The 21,689-nt window shown below is 38.1% G+C and carries 18 protein-coding genes; 9 read left to right on the top strand and 9 right to left on the bottom strand.

All coding sequences use genetic code 11. The features are described from left to right. Positions 1 to 154 precede the first annotated feature (154 nt). The 4 genes from recO to GHI93_RS06885 all read left to right on the top strand — a co-directional run bounded on the left by recO (position 155) and on the right by GHI93_RS06885 (position 4,858). Positions 155 to 916, top strand: coding sequence for a DNA repair protein RecO (recO, locus tag GHI93_RS06900; RefSeq protein ID WP_153496324.1), 762 nt, complete (start codon positions 155 to 157; stop codon positions 914 to 916). Positions 917 to 1,028: 112 nt separating this feature from the next. Continuing rightward, positions 1,029 to 1,910, top strand: coding sequence for an Rgg/GadR/MutR family transcriptional regulator (locus GHI93_RS06895; protein WP_153496323.1), 882 nt, complete (start codon positions 1,029 to 1,031; stop codon positions 1,908 to 1,910). Positions 1,911 to 1,945: 35 nt separating this feature from the next. Then, the gene (locus tag GHI93_RS06890; RefSeq protein ID WP_246177055.1) at positions 1,946 to 3,250 is read left to right on the top strand and encodes an MFS transporter; all 1,305 of its coding nucleotides are present in this window, start codon (positions 1,946 to 1,948) and stop codon (positions 3,248 to 3,250) included. A 45-nt stretch (positions 3,251 to 3,295) separates the two neighbouring features. Next, complete coding sequence (locus tag GHI93_RS06885; protein WP_153496322.1) at positions 3,296 to 4,858, top strand: ATP-binding cassette domain-containing protein; 1,563 nt, start codon at positions 3,296 to 3,298, stop codon at positions 4,856 to 4,858. A gap of 82 nt (positions 4,859 to 4,940) precedes the next feature. Here GHI93_RS06885 and lpdA read toward each other — a convergent pair whose 3' ends face one another. From lpdA to GHI93_RS06845, 8 genes are all read right to left on the bottom strand, one after another. After that, the gene (lpdA, locus tag GHI93_RS06880; protein ID WP_153496321.1) at positions 4,941 to 6,362 is read right to left on the bottom strand and encodes a dihydrolipoyl dehydrogenase; all 1,422 of its coding nucleotides are present in this window, start codon (positions 6,360 to 6,362) and stop codon (positions 4,941 to 4,943) included. A 146-nt stretch (positions 6,363 to 6,508) separates the two neighbouring features. Beyond that, the gene (locus GHI93_RS06875) at positions 6,509 to 8,104 is read right to left on the bottom strand and encodes a 2-oxo acid dehydrogenase subunit E2 (RefSeq protein ID WP_153496320.1); all 1,596 of its coding nucleotides are present in this window, start codon (positions 8,102 to 8,104) and stop codon (positions 6,509 to 6,511) included. After that, positions 8,097 to 9,077 carry an alpha-ketoacid dehydrogenase subunit beta gene (locus tag GHI93_RS06870; RefSeq protein ID WP_153496319.1) on the bottom strand — a complete coding sequence of 327 codons (981 nt, stop codon included), beginning with the start codon at positions 9,075 to 9,077 and terminating at the stop codon, positions 8,097 to 8,099. The genes GHI93_RS06875 and GHI93_RS06870 overlap by 8 nt, the downstream gene beginning before the upstream one ends. Before the next feature lie 2 nt (positions 9,078 to 9,079). Beyond that, positions 9,080 to 10,204, bottom strand: coding sequence for a thiamine pyrophosphate-dependent dehydrogenase E1 component subunit alpha (locus GHI93_RS06865; RefSeq protein ID WP_153496318.1), 1,125 nt, complete (start codon positions 10,202 to 10,204; stop codon positions 9,080 to 9,082). 73 nt (positions 10,205 to 10,277) lie between these two features. Further along, positions 10,278 to 11,276, bottom strand: a complete 999-nt coding sequence (gene lplA, locus GHI93_RS06860) for a lipoate--protein ligase (protein ID WP_343030337.1) — start codon at positions 11,274 to 11,276, stop codon at positions 10,278 to 10,280. 250 nt (positions 11,277 to 11,526) lie between these two features. Further along, positions 11,527 to 12,378 carry a glycerophosphodiester phosphodiesterase gene (locus GHI93_RS06855; protein WP_246177054.1) on the bottom strand — a complete coding sequence of 284 codons (852 nt, stop codon included), beginning with the start codon at positions 12,376 to 12,378 and terminating at the stop codon, positions 11,527 to 11,529. Positions 12,379 to 12,389: 11 nt separating this feature from the next. Next, complete coding sequence (locus GHI93_RS06850) at positions 12,390 to 13,061, bottom strand: HD domain-containing protein (protein ID WP_153496317.1); 672 nt, start codon at positions 13,059 to 13,061, stop codon at positions 12,390 to 12,392. Between the two features lie 117 nt (positions 13,062 to 13,178). Continuing rightward, positions 13,179 to 14,231 (bottom strand): NAD-dependent epimerase/dehydratase family protein, encoded by a 1,053-nt coding sequence (locus GHI93_RS06845; protein ID WP_153496316.1) that lies wholly within the window; start codon positions 14,229 to 14,231, stop codon positions 13,179 to 13,181. 138 nt (positions 14,232 to 14,369) lie between these two features. On the opposite strand from GHI93_RS06845, the gene GHI93_RS06840 reads away from it, so the two are divergent. Further along, a complete protein-coding gene (locus tag GHI93_RS06840; protein ID WP_153496315.1) occupies positions 14,370 to 14,894 on the top strand; it encodes a TetR/AcrR family transcriptional regulator in 525 nt (174 codons plus the stop codon). A gap of 43 nt (positions 14,895 to 14,937) precedes the next feature. Here GHI93_RS06840 and trpS read toward each other — a convergent pair whose 3' ends face one another. Beyond that, the gene (gene trpS, locus GHI93_RS06835; protein ID WP_153496314.1) at positions 14,938 to 15,963 is read right to left on the bottom strand and encodes a tryptophan--tRNA ligase; all 1,026 of its coding nucleotides are present in this window, start codon (positions 15,961 to 15,963) and stop codon (positions 14,938 to 14,940) included. 472 nt (positions 15,964 to 16,435) lie between these two features. Between trpS and GHI93_RS06830 the strand changes: the two genes are divergently transcribed. The 4 genes from GHI93_RS06830 to mgtA all read left to right on the top strand — a co-directional run bounded on the left by GHI93_RS06830 (position 16,436) and on the right by mgtA (position 21,666). Next, entirely contained in the window at positions 16,436 to 16,876 is a 441-nt protein-coding gene (locus GHI93_RS06830; protein WP_153496313.1) for an OsmC family protein, read from the top strand. Positions 16,877 to 17,035: 159 nt separating this feature from the next. Continuing rightward, the gene (locus tag GHI93_RS06825; RefSeq protein WP_153496312.1) at positions 17,036 to 17,407 is read left to right on the top strand and encodes a VOC family protein; all 372 of its coding nucleotides are present in this window, start codon (positions 17,036 to 17,038) and stop codon (positions 17,405 to 17,407) included. 174 nt (positions 17,408 to 17,581) lie between these two features. After that, the gene (locus GHI93_RS06820) at positions 17,582 to 18,841 is read left to right on the top strand and encodes an APC family permease (protein ID WP_153496311.1); all 1,260 of its coding nucleotides are present in this window, start codon (positions 17,582 to 17,584) and stop codon (positions 18,839 to 18,841) included. A gap of 221 nt (positions 18,842 to 19,062) precedes the next feature. Further along, positions 19,063 to 21,666, top strand: a complete 2,604-nt coding sequence (gene mgtA, locus GHI93_RS06815; protein ID WP_153496310.1) for a magnesium-translocating P-type ATPase — start codon at positions 19,063 to 19,065, stop codon at positions 21,664 to 21,666. Positions 21,667 to 21,689 lie beyond the last annotated feature (23 nt).

Here is a 21,689-nt window from a genome sequence, read left to right as displayed (position 1 = left end):
ATAATTTATCTGCATCAGCAGGAATATCGGAGTTGAAAACATTCAGAAAATTACTACACCAACTGTCAGTAAAATAATTGATTTGAAAAATTACTGATAGGCTTGTCAGTAATTTTTTTGATATAATGAAATAAAATAGCGAAAGGGGAAAATCATGCGGGATGCCGAAACACAAGGCTTGGTGCTTTACAGTCGTAATTACAAAGAAAAAGACAAATTGGTCAAGATTTTTACAGCGTCTTTTGGCAAGCGGATGTTTTTTATTAAGAATTTTGGAAAATCCCCTTTTGCCAGTTCCTTACAAGCTTTTACTGACGGAAAATTGACCGCAACGATTAATGACAGCGGATTTTCTTTTATCGAAGATGTCAGTGAAGTGACCGTTTATAAAAATATTAATGCAGATATTTTCATCAATGCGTATGCTTCTTATATCATAAGTTTAGCTGATGCGGCGATTTCTGATAATCAATATGACCCAGCACTTTACGCGTTTCTAAAGCGAAGTTTGGAGCTTTTAGATCAAAAATTTGATATGGAAATCATTACCAATATTTTTGAGCTACAAATCTTAGGACGTTTCGGAATTTCCATTAATTTTGCAGAATGTGCCTTTTGCCATACCACAACTGGCCCTTTTGATTATTCATATAAATTTAATGCCTGTCTTTGCAAAAAGCATTTTGATGAAGATCTGCGCCGCACGCATCTGGATCCTAACGTCATTTTTCTTTGCAACTTGTTTCAAGAAATTTCATTGGACGAACTAAAAAAAATCTCAATCAAACCAGAAATGAAACAAAAACTCCGCCAATTTATTGATGGTCTTTACGATGAATATGTGGGATTACATCTCAAATCTAAGAAATTTTTAGACAGTATGCAACCCGGCTCTTGGGCAGATATTATGAAATAAACTTGTGGATAAGTTACTGATGAGATTTTTTAATCGTTAGCCACAGTGGAAAAAGTAAAAAATCTACTGACAGAAAGTAAAAGAGTTCTGTCAGTAATGATGGGGGAAATTTATGGACGCAAAATCATGGGGAAGAGTTTTTCGTGAAATCCGCGAAATGAAAAATTTATCATTAGCCAAAGTTGCAGGAGATTATGAAAATTCGCCGAATTTTATCACTTCAAAACAACAAGTGTCACGTTTTGAGCTTGGAATTTCTGACATCACGCTCACAAAAATTTATGATTTGGTTGAAAATATGGGACTTTCCTTTGAAGAATATCTTTATCATGTCAGAAATTATGAACTTCCGAGTGGACGAGCACTTTTTGAAGCACTTGGTCGATTGCAAGAGCTTGGTAATTTGCCTGAAATTGAAAAAATTTATCAAGAACTAGAAGGCAGATTTGCGGAAACTCAAAAACAAACCGATTATTGGAACGCTTTAGAATACAAATCATTTTTGGCGCAAAAAAATTATAAATCCTATCAGATAAGCGAAAAGGAAATCCAAGAAGTTAGTGATGACCTATTTTCTATGTTGGAATGGGGCGAGGCGGAACTCTTTTTATTCAGTGAATTTATTTATTTTTTACCAGAAACTCTCGTTTTTGAGTTTTCAAAAGAGCTGATTAAACGGACAAAGTTTTATCGAAAAATACCAGAAAATAAAACTCAAGTCACCCTCGTTATTCGAGATTGTACCAATTATTTTATTGAAAAATCTCAGGTGGAGCAAGCGGAAATACTACTAAAAAGTTATGAAAAATTGATTGAAAGTCCGATTATTGATGTTTATAATCGCAAAGAATATCTCTCTATCAAGGGAAATTACCAATTTTTAATTGGCGATATTGAAAAAGGAAATCAGATTTTTGAAGATTTAGCCATTATGTATGAAAAGTTAGGTTATGACAAAGCGGCAAGTTATATGAAAGAAAAGCGTCACAAATAAGTGACGTTTTTTGATTTTGAAAATGGAGTGGTAAAATGATTTTAGATAACCTCTTTTTTGGTTATAAAAATTTGATTACTTATGGATTGGAGGAATTTGATATGCGACTTATTACTAAAAATTCGGCCTTTCGCTCGCTTTTTCTGTGCGGTGTATTTAATACGACAGGGAGTAATTTATTTGCTCTCGCTTTTCTTATTTATGCTTCGACTTATCCTAATAGTAAGTTCTATATTTCTCTTGTGGCCTTATTTATGGTAATTCCCACGTTTTTTAATGCTTATATGGGTTATTTGGCAGACCGCACTAAGGATAAAAAGCGTGCGCTATTTATGACGTCTTGGATTCAGACAATTTTGTTTATCGGTGTCGCTTTTGCCATTGAGCAGCATTCATTTTTTGTTTTTTTGTTCTGTATTCTGGTCAATTTGGTAGATGAACTCCTTGCTATGTATAAAGACGGCTTGGAATTACCGATTATGCAAAGTCGGGTATCATCAGATGATATTCAACCTGCTTATGGATTAATACAGGGCGCAAGTTCTTTGATTGGAATTGTCGGAAAACCAGTTGGTTTAGCACTTTTGGCTATTTTAGGAAATTCTTTTTCCATGTTGGCTCTGGTGAATGCCGGTTTGTACTTTATATCAGGAATAGTCTTATTCGAGAGTAGAAAATATCTGGACATAGAAGTTACAAAAAAACCTGACGGAGGAAAATTTCATTTTTCACTCAAGGAAACACTCTTGCAAATTATAAAAGTGTTCAAAGTTGAGGGGACGACGTCAGCAATTTCTCTCATTATTATCATACTGATTATTAATTTTTCAATTAATGGAATTTTACCATTGATTGACCTAGCAATGGTACACCACAATCCATTTGGTCATAACTTTGGCTTGGCTGTTACTGTATTTAGCCTTTCATTTTCTTTAGGTGTCTTCATCTCATCGTTTTTTATGCACGATTTTTTTCAAAAAAAGAACTTAAGCTTTATATTGAAATTAGTTTTGGGACTGCTTATCTTGTTTTCTTTATTCCTTATGTCTTTTGGGCTCGTGTCTATTGCACTATTTTTCGCTATCGGATATTGTTTTGCTAAAGTTAACCCGAAACTTACAAGTATTATCTTTCAGATTATTCCAAAAGAAGATTTGGCGACCATTCGGGGAGGAATTTCAACATTTTTTGCAACAGCAAGTTCGATGGGAGTTTTAGTATTTGTGGCCTTGGCCAATCTTACTGGTCTTAGTTTAACTTTTTATATCATTGCTTTCATCTGTTTTCTTGCTTTAATTGGTCCTACTTTTATAAATTTATTCAAAAAAAAATCACTATAAAAGCAAAACTTGATTACCTATGAGATTGGAATTGAGGTTTAAAATATGCTCACTTACATTAAAAAAAACAAATTTCAAAACATCATTCTACTTGCCATCATTGTCGCTGATATGGGACTTTATGTCTATGGAAATTATCTGAAAGTCAACTTGGTCAATGCTTTGATGAAATCGAATGTTTCAAAAGCAATCTTTTGGTTTATTTTTAGTCTAGTTATTTTTCTAATCATGATGATTATTAGAAAAATAGAAGTGGTTCAGACAGAAAAAACAACACAAACCCAGTTAAATTTAATACGTAAAGATATTTTAGAAAATTTGACGTCACTTACTTATCAGGAATTTTCCAAAGAGAGCAAAGACCAATATAATTCATGGTTGAATAATGACGCAATGCTCTTAGACACAGACGGTTATAAAGAAATTTATTTTATGATAGAAAATATTTTTCTGGTGCTTTTTTCAAGTTTTGCTCTGTTTACTTTTCATTGGATTCTTTTTGTGACGACGGTTTTTTTAGCCCTTATTTTGCTGGTTCTTCCTAAAATTTTTCAAAAGAAAATGGTCAAAGCGACCCAAGAGGTGTCAAATAGTGCCGAAAAAGCATTAAAAGAAAGTAATGACAAACTCAAAGGTTACGAGGTAATTTATCACAATCAGCAGTTTGATTTTTTTACTTCTCGCTTGCTTCAAGTTTATGAGCAACTAAAAGCGGTCAAAATAAGTAAAGCCAGATTGGTTTCTGTGGCGACGATGTGTACAGTTGGACTGAGTTTTCTTTCACAGTCAGCGATTTTAGGGGTCAATGCACTTTTGGCTTTTCAGCATATTGTCCTTTTAGGGACATTATTAGTTTCAGGAAATTTTGCTGGAAATATTTTTAATGGACTGAATACCATTGCTGATTGCTTCACTATTGCTTTAGGAACTGATAAATTACTGACAAAATATCCGAAAGTATCAAATCAAAGAGAAAGCAATCCTGTCAGCACTTTTGAGACGAGATTGTCTTTTGAAAATGTTTCGATTAAATTAGGAGATAAAAAAATTACTTATCCAAATTTTGAAATTAAAAAAGGTAAAAAGTACGCGATAGTTGGCGAGAGTGGGTCAGGAAAAACAACATTAATTCAATTGCTAAATGGAGATTTAGAAGATTATCAGGGGATTATTAAGTTGGATGATTTGGATTACAAAATTATAGATAAGGGTAATCTACAAACAGTCGTTGCAACAATTAGTCAATTTCCCTATCTTTTTAATGACAGCCTAGAAGAAAATTTAAAAATGAATCGAAAAATTACTGATGAAAAATTAGAAAAAGTGTTGAAAGAAGTCAAAGCAGAGGACTTTTTAAAAGACAAGCTGACCAATAAATTTGATAATAATTTATCAGGAGGACAACAGCAAAGAGTGTCTATTGCTCGAGAATTATTGGGGGAAAAACCAATTTTGATTATGGATGAAAGTACAGCTAGCCTTGACAAGTTAACAGCTCTAGCTGTTGAGAGAAATATCTTGCAAAATCCAAGGTTGACGGTGCTTATGATTACTCATCATTTTCATGGTGAAACTCGTTCATACTTTGATGAAATCATAGAATTATAAAAATTTACTGACAGAATATTTCTGTCAGTAAATTTTTCACACAAAAAACCACTGACAAATCTGTCAGTGGTTTATAATTTTATTAAACGTGAATTGGTAAGCCATCAGCCAATTCAGCTGTATCCATAATCGCTTCACCAAGTGTTGGGTGAGGTTGGATGGTCAATGAGATATCTTTAGAAGTCAACCCATTTTCAATCGCAAGTGACAAACCAGAGATTAAGTCAGAAGCACCGGGACCTACGATTTGTGCACCTATGATTGCTCCTTCTTTGGTTTCAGTAATCAAACGTAAGAAACCAGTGGTATCATTCATTGAAATCGCACGGCCGTTTGCAGCAAATGGGAACTTAGAAATTTTGACTGTATCCATGCGATCTTTAACTGTATCAGGCGTTTCACCAACAGTTGCGAGTTCTGTCGTTGTGTAAGCAACAGCAGGAAGAGCGATATGAAGGTCAACAGCATCCTCAGCTCCAGCTACTGCAGCAGCGGCAACTTTCGCTTGGAAGGAAGCTTTATGTGCGAGCATTGGACCAGGGACCACATCACCAATTGCGTAAATGTGAGGGACATTTGTTTCATAAGAATCTGTCACTTCAATCAAACCACGCTCTGTCATTTTAACATCCGTATTGTTTAATCCGAGTAAATCCGTGTTTGGACGACGTCCAACTGAAACAAGGAGATAATCTCCAGTGACAGATTGTTCTTTTCCATCCACTTCAAAAGTCAAAGTCACATCTTTATCAGTTTGAGTTGCTGATTTTGCCATAGCAGAAGTATAGATTTCAGAACCAGCAGATTTTACACGTTTTGCGATAATATCTGACATTTCTTTATCAAATCCGTTTAAGATGTGATCCAGTCCCTCAACAATCGTAATCTTAGAGCCAAGCATCCGATAAGCGCCACCAAGCTCAGAACCAATCACACCTCCTCCAACAATAATCAAATGTTTTGGAACCTCAGGAAGAGATAAAGCACCAGTCGAATCTACAATGCGTCCTCCAAAAGCAAAGGCTGGAATCTCAATTGGACGAGATCCTGTTGCGATAATCACGTCATTAAAGTGAAGAAGTTGGAAACCATCTTCTTGTTCAACATTGAGTGTTTCATTATCAACGAATTCGGCTGCTCCTTTGATGACATCAATTTTATGCTTTTTAAGCAACATTTTTACGCCACCTGTCAATTGATTGACCACTTTATCTTGTTTCCAGGATTGTGCAGCATTCCAGTCAAGCTTGACATTGTCAACAGAAAGACCAAAAGGATTTTTCTGTTCAGATTCTTCCATCGCATCTGTATAATGATGCCCTATATTAATCAGAGCTTTTGAAGGAATACATCCAATATTCAAACAAACCCCACCAATATTATCTTTTTCAATAATTGTCACTTTTTTACCAAGTTCAGCTGCACGAATAGCGGCAACATATCCGCCAGGGCCTGAACCAATAACCACTAAATCCACATCTGTGGCTTGAGCACCAACAACCATTTTTTATTCCTCTTTTCTTGTAAACATTAGTGTCAACTTAAGTTTACAACGTTGTAAACTAGTTTTCTTGATAAAACGATTAGCGAGTGCCCATTGGGGATTCGCGTGTAATGGATCAGTGCTTTAGCACTAGTCATTATATCGTATTAGATTTCCATCAGCATGAATTCTGGATCAGCAAGTAATGACTTCAAGTAGTTAAGTGAACTTTGACCTAACATTCCGTCAATCAAACGATGATCATAAGTCATAGACAATTTCATGTTTTGTCCGACGACAATTTCGCCTTCAGCATTAACAATTGGTTCTTTTACAATTGAACCAAGACCTAGAATCACGACATCAGAACCGTTAATGATTGGTGTAAACCAAGAACCACGAGCAGATCCAATGTTTGAAATCGTGATGGTTGAACCTTGCATTTGTTGAGGTTTCAGCGTTCCTTCACGCGTTGCACGAGCCAATTCAGCAATTTCTTTGGCAATTTCAAGAATAGATTTATTTTCAGCTTCATGGATGACTGGAACGTAAAGTCCTGTTGGTGCATTCACTGCAATTCCAACATTGACGTGTTCGTGATAAACAATTTCTTGCTTATCATAATCAACAGAAGCGTTAATCTCTGGGAATTTATGAGCAGTCGTTGCTAAAGCTTTTGCAACATAAGCAAGATAAGTCAATTTGATGTCTTGTTTTGCAGCAATTTCTTTAAAGACAGCACGATGTTTCACGAGTTTAGAAACTTCAACTTGGTCAAAGTTAGTGACTGGTGGGATATGTGTGTGTTGTGCCGTCATGACTTTTGAAACCACTTTACGCGTTGGATTCATTGCTTCACGACGATCTCCAGCTCCTACTTTAACAGCGGGTACTTTTTCTACGGCTTTATCAGCTTTAGGTGCAGATGCAGCAGGAGCTACTTCTGGAGTAACTTTGGCAATTGGTGCAACACTACCAGATTCAAAAGCTTTAACATCAGCTAATGTTGTATGACCATGACGTCCAGTTGCAGGGACTTGAGTTAAATCAATGCCGGCTTTACGCGCATAGTGACGAACAGATGGCATCGCAAGAACACGTCCTGCAGCACCAGTTTTCGTCAATTGGACAGCAGCAGTGTCCCCATTTTCAGTGTGAGCTGGGCTTGCGACTTGTACGGCAGCTACTTGTGTGGCAGGTGTTGCACTTGCTGTGGCCGCCCCATTTCCATTGTATTCAATCAAAGGAGCACCAACTTCAACGGTTGTTCCTGCTTCAACGAAAAGTTTCGTGATTTTTCCAGAATATGGAGAAAGAATTTCTTGCATGAGTTTATCATTTTGAACCTCTGCAACAGGATCGTCTTCTTTGACATCATCTCCAACTTTAACAAGCCAGTTTGCGATATCTCCCTCGTGCATGCCTTCACCAATATCAGGCATCGTAAAAATCTGAGCCTCAGCTGATTCTTGTGTTGAATTTGCTGTGCTTGATTCGTTTGGCGTTTGTGCTAAATGAGCTGATCCATCACCATCATATTCAATCAAAGGTTCACCCACTGCAACGGTTGTTCCTGCTTCGACGAAAAGTTTTGTGACTTTTCCAGAATATGGAGATAAAATTTCTTGCATGAGTTTATCATTTTGAACCTCTGCAACAGGATCGTCTTCTTTAACAACATCTCCGACTTTAACGAGCCAGTTTGCGATGTCTCCTTCAGCCATTCCTTCGCCGATGTCGGGCATTTTAAAAATCTCAGTCATAATTTACCACCTCTTTAACTTTTGCAACAATATCAGAATCTTTGATCATCCAGTCATTCTCAGCTTGTGAAAATGGAAAAATGGAATCTGGACCAGAAACACGTCCGATAGGAGCTTCAAGATCAAGAACAAAACGTTCTCCGATTTCAGCCATGACGTTGGCGGCAATTCCTGCAGTGCGTTGTGCTTCTTGAACGACCACAACTCGCCCTGTTTTTTTAACCGTTGCACCGATAGCCTCAACATCAAGTGGAGCAACGGTTCGTAAGTCAAGCACTTCTGCGTGAATTCCCTCTTTTTCAAGGGTTTCAGCTGCTTTAAGTGCAAGAGGAACGGTGCCACCATAAGCGATGATAGATACGTCTGTTCCTTCTTTTGCTACCGCTGCTTGATCAAGAGGAGTAATGTAATATCCTTCAGGAACTTCGCCTTTCATTGAGCGGTAAAGGCGGAGATTTTCAAGAAACATGACAGGGTCATTATTTTCAATAGATGCAAGTAAAAGTCCTTTGGCATCTGCTGGATTTGATGGCATGACAACGCGTAATCCAGGAATTTGGGAGAGTAATCCTTCAATGGAATCTGCGTGCATTTCAGGCGTTTTTGTTCCGATACCATAAGGAGTTCGTAGGACAATGTTATTGGATCGTGTGCCGTTGAAGCGATAACGCGTCCGACTCATCTGACCTGCGACGGAATCAAATGCTTCAAAAATAAATGTTCCAAATTGAATTTCCATGATGGGCTTGAATCCTTGTGTAGCTAATCCAATTGCAAGCCCACCAATACCTGACTCAGCAAGAGGAGTGTTGAAAACGCGTGCTTCGCCGTACTTAGCTTGAAGTCCGTCAGTCGCACGGAAAACACCACCATTTTGACCGACGTCTTCACCAAAAACTAAGGTGTCTTTATCTTTTTCGAGCGCCAGATCTAGCGCTTCTGTAATAGCAGCAATATAAGTCTTTTTAGCCATTATTATTTCCCTTCTTTCTCAAAGCGCGCAATTTGTTCAGTCATTACTTGGCTTGGCACTTCAAGCGTATTTTTGATGAAACTTGAAATCTTTTGTTTTTCAACGCCATTTGCTTTTTTAACATCCGCATCAATGCGTGCATCAAGTTCGGCAACGTAGGCTTCTTCTTGTTTTTCATTCCAAATGCCTTTGTCTGTCAAGTATTTACGCATTCTAATGAGGGGTTCTTTTTTCCACCAGGCATCGAGTTCTTCTTTTGTCCGATAGCGCAGAGGATCATCCCCAGCTGTTGAATGGGGCTCTAGGCGGTTTGTGACTGCTTCAATGACGACAGGACCGTTGCCTGCTACTGCCCAAGCACGTGCTTCTTTGGAAGCAAGATACATGGCAATTGCGTCCATTCCATCGACAACAATAGATGGAGCACCTGCAGCCCATCCTTTTGCAGCCAGATGAGGTGCAGCTGTTTGTAAACTTCGTGGTGTAGAAATGGCATAGCCATTATTTTGGATAAAAGCAACTAAGGGAGCTTTATAGGCAGATGCAAAATTAATGCCTTCATAAGTATCCCCTTGTGAGGATCCTCCATCACCTGTGTAAACAAAAGCGACAGCATCTTTTTGACGTTTTTTAAGTCCAAGTGCGACACCAGCGGCTTCAACGCATTGTGCTCCGATGATGATTTGTGGAAACCATGAGTTGACAGGTTTACCGTCGTCAGTGGTGTATTCATTTCCAAGTTGATGACCACGAGACCAAAGCAACCCTTTCCAGATTGGCCAGCCTTTGGAGTAGATTTGTGGTAAATCACGGTAGCCAGGAAAAAGCCAGTCTTCGTCAGTGAACGCGAAAGCAGAGGCCATTTGAGAAGCTTCTTGACCTGCGTGAGGACCAAAGAACCCCATCCGTCCTTGTTTTGCAAGTTTCATACAGCGGATGTCCACTTGACGTGCAAAAAGCATGTGTTTAAAGAGTTCAATGAGTTGATCATCTGAGAGTGATGCGCGTTTGAGCCCGTCTTCATCAACGATTTTTCCTTCTTCGTTGAGGATTTGGAGCATGGGAAAAGCGCGATCTTGCAATTCTAATTGTGCTTTGAAATCTAAGATTTGTTGTGAATTTGACATAATAGATTTCCTTTCTTTTTTTGAAAATGTGTAAGGAGTGTCTTAGTTTTGGGTGAAATCGGAAAGTGTGTGTTTATTGATTCAATGGATCAGCTTTGAACATTTGAGCGAGTTCATGGTTATCAATACTTCCAAAATATTGACCGTCTTTATTTTTATCAAGGACTTCAAAAACGGCTTCAGGACTAAATTCAACTCCGATAAATTGTGACTTAATGTCACGCCAATCGCGGACACCAAGGAAATCGCCAAGGAAATTAATCTCGGTTATTTTTCCGTGAGCGACATTGACTTGGACATCAATCCCACCACCAGTAAATTTAGCGTGATTACTAAATTCAAATTGAGGAGATTCACCGTAATTCCAATCCCAGGTTGAAAATTGGTGATCACGCCAATCTTTGATTCCTGAGCGCTGCTCTTTTGTGAGAATAAGTTCTCCGTCTTTTCCTTCATCGGTGAGATAATATTTTAATTGCTCAATAAAGGTATCTAAATCAAGATTGGGTGCGAAATCTTTGATATTTCCAACACGTGCGCGGACAGATTTAGCTGCTTTGCTGACGAATTTTTCATCTGAAACATTAAGTGCACGAATCATCGCTTCGACATCGGTATCCCAAAGGAGGGTACCGTGGTGCATGAGAAAACCACCAGCGTAACGCTGCGCGTTTCCAGAAACTTTTTTGCCGTCAACTTCGAGATCATTTCGACCAGTAATTTCGGCATTAATTCCGACAGCGTGAAGTGCGTCATACATCGGTTTTACGAATTGATGAAAGTTCACACTAGCAGAGCTTGCAACAGGGACAAAGAACGTAAAGCAGATATTTCCTTCATCATGATAAACGGCACCACCACCAGAAACTCGGCGAACAACTTGAACGTCATGATGATCGATGTAATCTTGATTGATTTCAGCGAATGTGTTTTGGTTGCGCCCCACGATTACAGCACGTTTGTTTTGCCAGAGGGCAAAAACAGGTTCGGTTGGTTTTAAATTGTAAAGTAACCAACTGTCCATTGCGATGTTTGTGTAAGCATCTTGCCCAAGATAATTAATAAATTGCACGATTAGAACCCCTTCTTTTTTAGCTTAGAAAAACGTAAAAAGTGTTTTACCTTTTAAAGCCTTTCATTTCTATTATAACATTTGTGAATAATATGTAAAGAAATTTCGTTTGCGTTTTCATTTTATGATTTAATCGCATTTAATTGGTAAAGTTTGTGAAATAATTAGTATTATAATGTAGTTTAAATGTAGTTTTTTGGCGTGTGAAAATTGAATTTTTCTGAAAATTAAAAACGTTCAAAAGGACGTTTCAACTGTTTTGCATTTCAGCTCTCACTTGGAGTGCTTTTTCAGGATAGTCGGTGATTAAACCAGCAATGTTTTCTTGAAATGCCAGGCGCATTTCTTTATCACTATTGACCGTCCAAATGCGGATGGGTTTTGTAGAGTGGCGTACAAGCACTGGATGCTTGAAGGCATAGGTTTTTTTAGGATGAATGCTCGTGATATAGGGTTCAAGAAGTCCGATTTTGATTTTTTTGAGGCGATTTTCTGTTAGAAAACTCAGTTCTGTTTGGGGTTCGAGTTGGCTTAAAATCTTTAGTGAATCCAGATTGAAACTGCTATAAAGATAATCAAATCCCCAATGATTTTTTGTCATCAGCGCTGACAGAATTTTTTCGATGTTAGGATAATGATACTGATCAGTTTTGATTTCAATATTTAAAACGCCTTTAAAATCAAGTGCTGTCAGTAATGACAGAACTTCTGAAAGTGTAGGAATGCGTGCTGTGGAGAATTCTGGAGCAAACCAACTGCCCGCATCGTACTGTTTGAGCTGTTCGAGGGTCAAGTTTTGGATCGCTCCTTTTGCATTTGTCGTTCGATCGATTTTTTCATCGTGAATGACCACAAGTTCTTCATCGGCAGTTAAATGCACATCGAGTTCAATTCCGTCAGCACCCACACGAACGGCTTCGCGAAATGCGGATAAGGTATTTTCAGGACGATTGCATTTTGATCCGCGATGTGCAAAAACGAGTGTTTGAATCTTGTGAGTGGTGGGGTGATGAAGTTGAATCCAACGCTCAGCGCTGACAGCTTTTCTTTTCGCTCTTATCTGTGTGATCCGATTCATTATTTTTTTCCATCCTACAATCATAACTTTTCTCCTTAATTTTCATCTCTCTTGTTTTCATTTTCTTCGCGTTCGATTGCAGTGACAAAATCGTGCATGATCTTGTCACGACTGACCGCCATCGCTTTAGCTTTGTCAGTGTTGAGCAGTCCTTTTAATAAGAAAAGTTTTTCGTAAAAATGATTGATTGTCGTGTTTTTTTCTTGCTGATGATACGCTGCTTTTGAAGCGTAAGTCATCGGTTTGATTTTGGGATTGTAGAGTTCTCGTTTTTTTTTAAATCCATATTGTAAAGTCCTTGCAATACCAAAAGCCCCCATCGCATCAAGTCTGTCAGCATCTTGGACAATCTGTCCATTCAGATTGAGCGAAATCTTCTCGTGTAAATTTGATGAAAAACTCATGTGATCGATGATAAAAAGGATTTCATCAACCGTTTGAGTTTCTGTCAGTGCTGACAGAAATTTTCTGACTTTTTCTTTTTGTTCTGCTTGATTTTTTGTGATTTTTTCATCATAAGTATCATGTAAATAAGCAGCACTCAACACAATCTTTTTGTTGGCAGTAGGTTCTGTCAGTAAAATCTTTTGTGCTAAACTGACGACACGTTCGATGTGATCAAAACCATGTCCATCCTGATTTTCACAGTGAATCTCATGAGCAAAACGTGCAATCTTTTGTAAATAAGTATCTTCTAAATCTGGCATATCGTTCACTTTCTTAAAGAACTATGTGAAATTTCTGTTCTCTTTTCATTATAAACTATTTAAAATAAAATAAGAAAAAATTATGATAGGAAATTTAGAATTTAAAAAAGGACGATTTCATCCTTTTGATTGGTTATTTTGAATGATATTGAGATCAAACATTGAGTGTGCAGTCGCAAGGAGTGCTGTTTTGGCAGATAAGGGAGTTAAACCAAGCATTTTTCGTGCTTTTTCATTGCTACAAGCCGTATTTTGTCCTAAAAGTTTGACAGGCATCCTCAGTTGCACAATAAACCAACTGGCCATGATGGCAATCCAATCAGGAACTTCTTTTGTGGAAATGTAGGGTGCTTGAGCTTTGAATTCATCTTTTAAAAGATGAGCAACCTGCTTGAAACTTAAATGATCGCCACTCGTAATCAAAAAACGCTCTCCAGCAATATTTTCTTGTGTGAGTGCAAGAACATGGGCCTGCGCTACATCTCGCACATCAACGATATCAAAACTAAGTTTGATCAAGTGCTTTGATTTTCCTTCCAAAATGTTTTTTATGATCATTTGAGAATGTGAAAAATCTGGTCCGAGGATGGGTCCCATGACTGTCGTTGGAAGGATGGTCACAAGTTCCATGTCATTATCTAAAGCAAATTTAAACGCTTCTTGTTCGGCACGGGTTTTTGATCGCTGATACGCATCAATAGCCCCGTCTAAATTCGTCCATTCCTGCTCTGTAAATTTTTCAGGATGATTTTTGTGACCTGAAAGGACAGCGCCGGAAGCTGAGGTCATCACAATTCGTTTCACGTGCGCTTTTTTTGCAGCAGAAAAAACATTCCAAACTCCATCTATAGCCATTTTAACCATTGCGTGACCATCTTTGGGACGCGTGGTGGGAGTGGGAGAGGCGATGTGGATGACATACGTGACATTTTTTAAGGCAATCTCCCAATCTTTTGCGACAGTCAAATCTCCTTTGACAAAAGTGAGGTGAGTGAGTAAGTTTTCGGGAACACCTGCTTGAAGGACCATCTTTTTTACCTCATCTTGGCGCGTCATATTTCGCAAAGAAGTGCGCACGAGATAGCCCGCAGTAAGACATTTGACAATGGTATGAACAGCGATAAATCCTGTTCCGCCTGTGATCAGTACGATGTTGTGAGTCTTTTCCATAATTTTTCCTCGATTTCAGCTAACGTTACATTTGTAACTTTAATGCCTTTAGTATATAATGAAAAATAAGAAAAAACAAGAAAGAAAGGCGCTTGCGTTACAGGTGAAGGAGATGTGTAACGCAAGCAAAATGAGAAAATGGCCGCAACACAACTTGCTCATCAAACCAAAAAAGAAACCAAAACATTTTTAGCCCTCGCACTTTTGCAATTGCTTGAGCATCACACATTTTCTGATCTGTCGATTGCGAAAGTTTGTCAACGTGCTGGATTGAGTCGAATGGCCTTTTATCGAAATTTTAAAAGTTTGGATGAGGTGATTTATGAGTATTATTCTCCCAAAATTTCAAACGCATTTGAAACACTCAAAAAAAGCTCACTTCGATCTGAGAAAATCAAGGATCAAATTTTGTTTTTTGATCGTTACGGACCAGATTTTATTGCTGCAAAAGAAAAAGGAATTGAACCCATCATAAAAACGATTGTTATTGAAGAAATTAAGAAGTTTTATGCACCATTGACACATGATCACGCCTGGGTCACTTTTATGGCAAATGGAGTTTATGCGCTTTGGGAGGAGTGGTTGGTTGAGGGGAAAAAACGTCCGATTTCTGAGATTCATCAGCTTATCAAAGGATTCTCTAAAAGTTTACCGGTGGATTGAAACGTTTGAGTGGACAAAAAAACAGTTCAAAAATGAACTGTTTTTATTTAAAATAATTGATTCCCATTGCAGATTTTACTTCATCAAGTGTATTGGCTGCGACAGCTTCGGCCTTTTCGGAGCCTTTTTTGAGCATCTCATAAACATAATCCATATTTTTTGAAAAGTCAAGACGGCGTGCGCGGATGGGAGAAAGTTCACGCTCAAGTACTTCCAATAAATAGCGTTTGGTTTTCACATCGCCAAGTCCACCTGCTTGATAGTGGGCTTTCATTTCTTCAATCGTTGCTTGATCTTGTGCTTGTCCAAAAACATCCAAGTAGTGAAAAACCATATTTCCTGTGATATGTCCTGGATCTGAGACATTGACGTGACTAGGATCTGTGTACATGGACATCACCTTTTTCTTTAGGGTATCTGCATCGTCTGCGAGATAAATGCCGTTATTGAGCGATTTTGACATTTTGGCATTGCCATCAAGTCCAGGAAGACGTCCTGCGGCTTCGTTTTCAGGATAAATGCCTTTAGGTTCAACTAAAACCTCCTTGTTGTAGGCATGATTAAATGAGCGTACGATTTCGCGCGTTTGTTCAATCATTGGCGCTTGATCATTTCCAACAGGGACGTGGGTGGCTTTAAATGCTGTAATATCAGCAGCTTGACTGACAGGATACATGGCAAATCCAGCAGGAACGCCTTCACCAAAGTTTTTTTGTTCAATCTCAGATTTGACAGTGGGATTGCGCAAAACACGATTGAGACTGGTCAAATTGAGATAATACATCATGAGTTCGCCAAGTTCTGGGATTTGACTTTGGATGAAAATCGTTGATTTTTCAGGATCAAGCCCACATGCTAGATAATCAAGCGCGACATTTGAGACAGAGGCAATAATTTTTTGAGGATCTTTGGCGTGATCAGTAAGGGCTTGTTGATCAGCCATCATGACGAAGGTGTCGTATTTTCCTTCGTTTTGCATTTGGACACGGCGTTTGAGTGAGCCGACGTAATGTCCAATATGGAGTTTTCCAGTAGGGCGATCTCCAGTGAGGATGATGGGTTTTGTCATGAGTTTAACTCGCTTTCTTTTGAAAAATAGAAGAGATGTGATGATTTTGAAAATAAAAAAACGCCACAGAACATTTTGTTCTACGGGCGCAAATGCACGGTACCACCGTAATTTCGGAATAAAATTCCCTTAAGCTCATCAAGTAATGAGTGCTGGGTAACGTCAGCCACGTGATTTTTATGTCTTCAAATCATAGTCGTTTTCAAAGTAGCCCATTCATTTTGAGAAACGTTCTGTTTTCATCAGCCACAGACTTTCTATTTTCATTTCTTACAAAATTACTTTTCTACTTAGTCAAATTTTAACGCGAATGATCGAAAATGTCAAATAAATTTTAGGTAATAAAAAAATGACGATCGTGAGCAAATCCTTTGAAAAAAATGAAAGAAAGTTTTATACTGAAAATGTATAAAAGATTGGACAGATCTGACAGAGAGGCTAGTGAGTGCGCTCATTAGAAAAGGAAAAAACGATGGCAAATGTATCTACAGCATCCGCACATTGGGAAGATTCATTAGAAGACGGCTTTGGCACAATCAGTGCTGAATCATCACAACTTTTTACAGAAGTTCCTTACAATTTTAAAGCACGTGCAGAACATTCTGTATCGATTACAACACCTGAGGAGCTGCTTGGAGCAGCGCACGCAGCTTGTTTTTCAATGGCATTTTCGATGGTTTTGGAAGAAAAAGGATTTGTCGCAAAGAGCATTGACACCACTGCTGATGTGACCTTTGCTGTAACTGCTGATGGCCCTGCGATTACAGCGATTCATTTGACCAATCATTCGGTCATTGACGGTATTTCACAAGCGGAATTTGATGCAGTTGCACAGACCGTAAAAGCCAGTTGTCCAGTTTCAAAAGCACTTTCAGGTGTTGAAAAAATCACACTTGACGCGACATTGAATTAACATGTAATGCTGTCAGTGCTGACAGCCCTCACAAAACTGAAGATAAAAAAATTCTTTAAAAAAGAGTGAGGATTTGATTTTATTTTGATTCTATCAGTACTGACAGAATTTTTTTGATGTTTTATGCTATAATGAGTGAACAATCAAAGGAGAACCATCATGAGTTTTAATATGTGTACGAATCTTTATGTTGAAGATGTCAAAGCAGAAGCGGATTTTTTTGAGGCGATTGGTTTTTATGTCGTTTCGCGTCAAAAAGTGGGGGGAGCAGAAACAATTTTGCTTGCACCGACCCGTAAAGGAAATGCGCGTTTGCAAGTTTGGCCAATCGAATTGATCCGTCAAATGAGTCCAGAAGTCGCTGATAGCAAGCCTTCAATTTTATTTACAATCACTGATGGCATTGAAGCGATGCGGACAAAAGTGCTCACGCAAGGACTTACAACCAGTACAATCACGAAAAGAGGCGAAAATTTAACCTTTAACTTTGAAAGTCCAAGTGGCACTTACTTTGCGTTTATGCAAATTTAAACGACGATAAAAGCGTAGCACTGCGCTTTTTTTTATCTAATTGAATCTGTTCAAATAAAATGTTTTGGACCGATTACATATAACCAAAAAATCGTTTTTTTTTGACACTTTTCCCGCATTTGTGCAAATATCTTGATATAATGAGAGGAGATGAGTCTTTGAAAAGAGGTGCGTATGAAAGATCAAAAATTACTTTCTCCGATGGCTGTTTATTTACTGGGCATTAATTCAATCATTGGTTCTGGGATTTTTTTGCTGGCGGGGAAGATTTATCAGGAAGCTGGCGTTTGGAGTTTACTGGCCATTTTGTTTGCAGGACTTTCGATTTTTGTGATCGCCTTTTCTTATGCAAATATGAGTAAGCTTTATGCTGAAAATGGCGGTGCATTTGTATATGCCAAAGCACTTTTTGGCCGTTTTCCAGGTTTTATTGTGGGGATGGTCACATGGATTTTGGGTACAGTCACGTTGGCCACGGAGGTTTCGGCATTATTGACAGCTTTGAAAATGATTTTTCCTCATTTAGAAGTCAAGGTGATTGGCATTGCATTGATTCTATTATTGGGGGTTGTTTCTTATTTTGGCTCATCATTGATTTCTGGTTTGGACAATGTCACATCCTTTGTAAAGATTGTGATTGTCTTTATTTTTATTGTGGTAGGTGTTGTGTTAATCAGTGGCAGACATTTTGAATTTCCGTCAGTACTGACAGAAAAAACGATCCATTTTCATGGATTTCTGTCCGCTTACGGGACGGTTTTCTTCTTTTTTACAGGATTTTCTTTCTTGCCTGTCAACGCTGAGAAGATGAAAAATCCAGCGCGAAATTTACCAAAAATGATGAGTCTTGTGATGGTCACCTGTATTACGGTTTATTTGATTATTCAAGGGCTTACGATAGGTATTTTGGGAAATCATTTGCCAAAGACGATCGTTCCAGCAGCGACGATTTTTAGTCAAGTGGTCGGATCAATTGGAATTCCATTATTTATTGTCGGAATTTGCATTTCAATTTTTGGTGTGATTGTAGCGACAACATTCAATACACCAACGATATTAGCGAGTTTAGCGATTGCACATGAAGATGTCCCATTATTTGTGGCAAAAAATAATCGCTTTGGAACACCAACCGTTGCTGTTGTTTTGACAACGGCAGGAGCGATTTTACTATTTTTGAGTGGAAACTATGTTTTTTTGAGTGGATTAACTGTTTTTATGAGTTTTGTTCAATATTTATCCACGGGATTAGCAAACATCAAAAAGAAATTTTTCCTCATTGGAGCAGGATCTGTTGTGTTTTCTTTGGTGCTATTGACGTCTTTTACAGGACCTATTTTAATCTTGGGATTTAGTATTTTGATTGTGTTAGCCCTGATTTATTGGCTCATCAAAAAAGATCAAGGACTGAAAAAAAACGCGCATGAAAACACATAAAAAATGAAAAATTAAAACCCTGATTTAGTCATCCAACAGGCTATTTTCGCCTGTGTCGTGTTGTTCAAATTTAGGAGAAAATGAGTTTTTACAATCGTCTAAAACGTAGCTCTACGTTTTTTTCTTTTCCAAAAGGATTAGAATTGGTTTAATCTTTAAGATATGTTACAATAAATAGGTAATTGAAATATTACGATTATTGAAAGAGGAGGTAAAGCCAGATGCAAAAAATGACAAAGCGGACGAGTAAGAAGTCTGATCTTAAAGCGTTTGCAAAACTTGACTCTGCTGCGCTGCTTGATCAATTAAAGACAAGTACTGCAGGGTTAAGACGAGAAGAAGCGACAAGAAGATTGGAGGATTATGGTCCTAACATCATCGAGAATCATCAACTCACAGCGTGGTATGTGATTTTATGGCATGCTTTTCGTAATCCTTTTTCATTGGTCTTAGCCTTTCTTGCGGTGGTGTCCGTATTGACAGCTGAATATGAACCCGCTCTTTACATCTGCTTGATGATCATTGTGTCAGCAGCAGTGAGCTTTATTCAAGAATATAAGAGTCAAAAAGCTTCAGATGCACTCCGTGAGATGATCGAAAATACAACTTATGTCAAACGAGAAAATGAATATCATGAAATTCCGATGGATGAAATCGTTCCAGGGGACATCATTAAACTCCAAACAGGAGATATGATTCCAGCCGATGCGATTTTGCTACAGTCAAAGGATTTATTTATTAATCAAGCGTCTCTCACAGGAGAATCTTTTCCAGTAGAAAAAAAAGTTCCTGAAAAAAATGAAACTATAGCCCAAAAATGGGACCAACGCTCTGTAATGGATATCCCTAATGTACTATTTATGGGGACAGATGTGCTGTCTGGAAGTGGTGAGATTGTCATCATCAAAACAGGAAAAGCAACGATGTTTGGAGATATTGCAAAACAATCCTCATCAGCAGCAAAAATACAATCGTCATTTGATAAGGGAATTAATCAGATCTCGCGGCTCATGTTGATGATGGTAGCGACTCTTTTTCCGATTGTTTTTTTTATCAATTGGTTCACAAAAGGCTCGGCATTTGATGCGTTCTTTTTTGCCATCGCTGTTGCAGTTGGGCTGACGCCTGAAATGTTGCCGATGATTGTGAATACGAATTTAGCAAAAGGTGCTGTTGCACTTTCTAAAAAGAAAGTGATTGTAAAAGAACTTGCAGCCATTCAAAATTTGGGCGCGATGGATATTCTTTGCACCGATAAGACAGGTACACTTACAGAAGATCGTGTTGTGATGATGACTTATGTGGATGCTAAGGGGAAAAAACAAGAAGATGTTCTTAATGCAGCATTCATTAATGCGTATTTTCAAACAGGCTGGAAGAATTTGATGGATATCGCAGTGATTCAGTATTTTGAAAAAGGAGTGAGAAATTTAGATCACGAACAGATGGAAAAAGTAGATGAAATTCCATTTGATTTTTCCAGACGTTTACTTTCGGTGGTGGTCAATGATCATGGACGACATCTTATGGTTACAAAAGGTGCTGTTGAAGAAATGGATGACATCTGTACTCATGTCATGGAAAATGGGATTGCCGTTCCGATTACAGCAGAAAAACTTGATGCCATTAGAAAAGTCAATTTGGAGATGAATCTTCAAGGCATGCGTGTATTGACTGTTGGGCAGCGGATTTTGACGGATGATGAATTAGAAAATTTTGATCAATCAAGTGAAAAAGAGATGACCTTGCTTGGATTTATTGGATTTCTTGATCCAGCAAAGGCAAGCTCAAAAAATGCTGTCACAAGTTTGCATGAACATGGCGTATCTGTCAAAGTATTGACTGGAGATAATGCCATTGTCGCTAAAAAAGTGTGTGAAGATGTTGGAATTTCAGCAGCTCATTATTATCTTGGGACCCAGATTGATGACATGTCAGATGAAGTGCTTTATGAAGCAGCACGCAACACTCATTTATTTGCAAAACTCTCCCCGCTTCAAAAGTCGAGAATCATTGAAGTATTGAGAAAATCACATACGGTTGGATTTATGGGAGATGGAATTAATGATGCTCCAGCATTGAGAGCAGCAGACATTGGAATATCTGTGGATACAGCAGCAGATATTACAAAAGAGGCTTCTTCAATTATTTTACTTGAAAAATCTCTTGAAGTCCTAGAAACAGGCGTCATTGAGGGACGTAAAGTATTTTCAAACATGATGAAATATATCCGAATTACCCTATCTTCCAACTTTGGAAATGTTTTTTCGGTCCTTGTTGCATCTGCTTTTCTTCCTTTTTTGCCGATGCTTTCCGTGCAACTTTTGACGCTGAATTTAATTTATGATATTTCACAGTTGACCATTCCGTGGGATAATGTCGATTCAGAAGAAATCGAAAAACCAGTCCAATGGGGGACACGTGGATTGGCAAAATTTGCGGTGATGATTGGTCCTTTATCTTCTATTTTTGACATTGCTACTTTTGGAGTACTGTGGTTTATTTTAGGCTATCAAAGCCAACATTTAGCGCCGTTTTTTCAAGCAGGATGGTTCATCGAATCCCTTGCAACACAAGCTTTGGCGTTTCACATTCTAAGAACGCGTCACGTGCCATTTCTTAAGAGTCGCGCTGCGCGCGGTGTTATTTTTTCAACGCTTGGCGCATTTATTGTAGGAATTTTGTTTTTGGAGACTTCTATTGGACAAGCCATCTCACTGCGTCCTGTTGAACCTCAATTTTGGTTCTGGTGGATGATCATTGTTGTTACTTATGTTATCGTTTTACAAATTGGAAAAATTCAGTATTACAAAAAAAGACACTAAAAAAACTTCTCACGGAAGTTTTT

Source organism: Lactococcus hircilactis, assembly GCF_009601015.1.
Lineage (GTDB): Bacteria > Bacillota > Bacilli > Lactobacillales > Streptococcaceae > Lactococcus > Lactococcus hircilactis.
Note: the sequence above shows the minus strand (reverse complement) of the source record. Positions and strands in the feature narration are given on the sequence as shown.

Coding starts and splice junctions, on each gene's coding strand:
- GHI93_RS06840 (WP_153496315.1), top strand. CDS start 14,370: ATGGCCGCAACACAACTTGCTCATCAAACCAAAAAAGAAACCAAAACA.
- GHI93_RS06875 (WP_153496320.1), bottom strand. CDS start 8,104: ATGACTGAGATTTTTAAAATGCCCGACATCGGCGAAGGAATGGCTGAA.
- trpS (WP_153496314.1), bottom strand. CDS start 15,963: ATGACAAAACCCATCATCCTCACTGGAGATCGCCCTACTGGAAAACTC.
- mgtA (WP_153496310.1), top strand. CDS start 19,063: ATGCAAAAAATGACAAAGCGGACGAGTAAGAAGTCTGATCTTAAAGCG.
- GHI93_RS06865 (WP_153496318.1), bottom strand. CDS start 10,204: ATGTCAAATTCACAACAAATCTTAGATTTCAAAGCACAATTAGAATTG.
- GHI93_RS06895 (WP_153496323.1), top strand. CDS start 1,029: ATGGACGCAAAATCATGGGGAAGAGTTTTTCGTGAAATCCGCGAAATG.
- GHI93_RS06845 (WP_153496316.1), bottom strand. CDS start 14,231: ATGGAAAAGACTCACAACATCGTACTGATCACAGGCGGAACAGGATTT.
- lpdA (WP_153496321.1), bottom strand. CDS start 6,362: ATGGTTGTTGGTGCTCAAGCCACAGATGTGGATTTAGTGGTTATTGGT.
- GHI93_RS06820 (WP_153496311.1), top strand. CDS start 17,582: ATGAAAGATCAAAAATTACTTTCTCCGATGGCTGTTTATTTACTGGGC.
- GHI93_RS06885 (WP_153496322.1), top strand. CDS start 3,296: ATGCTCACTTACATTAAAAAAAACAAATTTCAAAACATCATTCTACTT.
- GHI93_RS06870 (WP_153496319.1), bottom strand. CDS start 9,077: ATGGCTAAAAAGACTTATATTGCTGCTATTACAGAAGCGCTAGATCTG.
- GHI93_RS06825 (WP_153496312.1), top strand. CDS start 17,036: ATGAGTTTTAATATGTGTACGAATCTTTATGTTGAAGATGTCAAAGCA.
- GHI93_RS06890 (WP_246177055.1), top strand. CDS start 1,946: ATGATTTTAGATAACCTCTTTTTTGGTTATAAAAATTTGATTACTTAT.
- GHI93_RS06830 (WP_153496313.1), top strand. CDS start 16,436: ATGGCAAATGTATCTACAGCATCCGCACATTGGGAAGATTCATTAGAA.
- recO (WP_153496324.1), top strand. CDS start 155: ATGCGGGATGCCGAAACACAAGGCTTGGTGCTTTACAGTCGTAATTAC.
- GHI93_RS06850 (WP_153496317.1), bottom strand. CDS start 13,061: ATGCCAGATTTAGAAGATACTTATTTACAAAAGATTGCACGTTTTGCT.
- GHI93_RS06855 (WP_246177054.1), bottom strand. CDS start 12,378: ATGATTGTAGGATGGAAAAAAATAATGAATCGGATCACACAGATAAGA.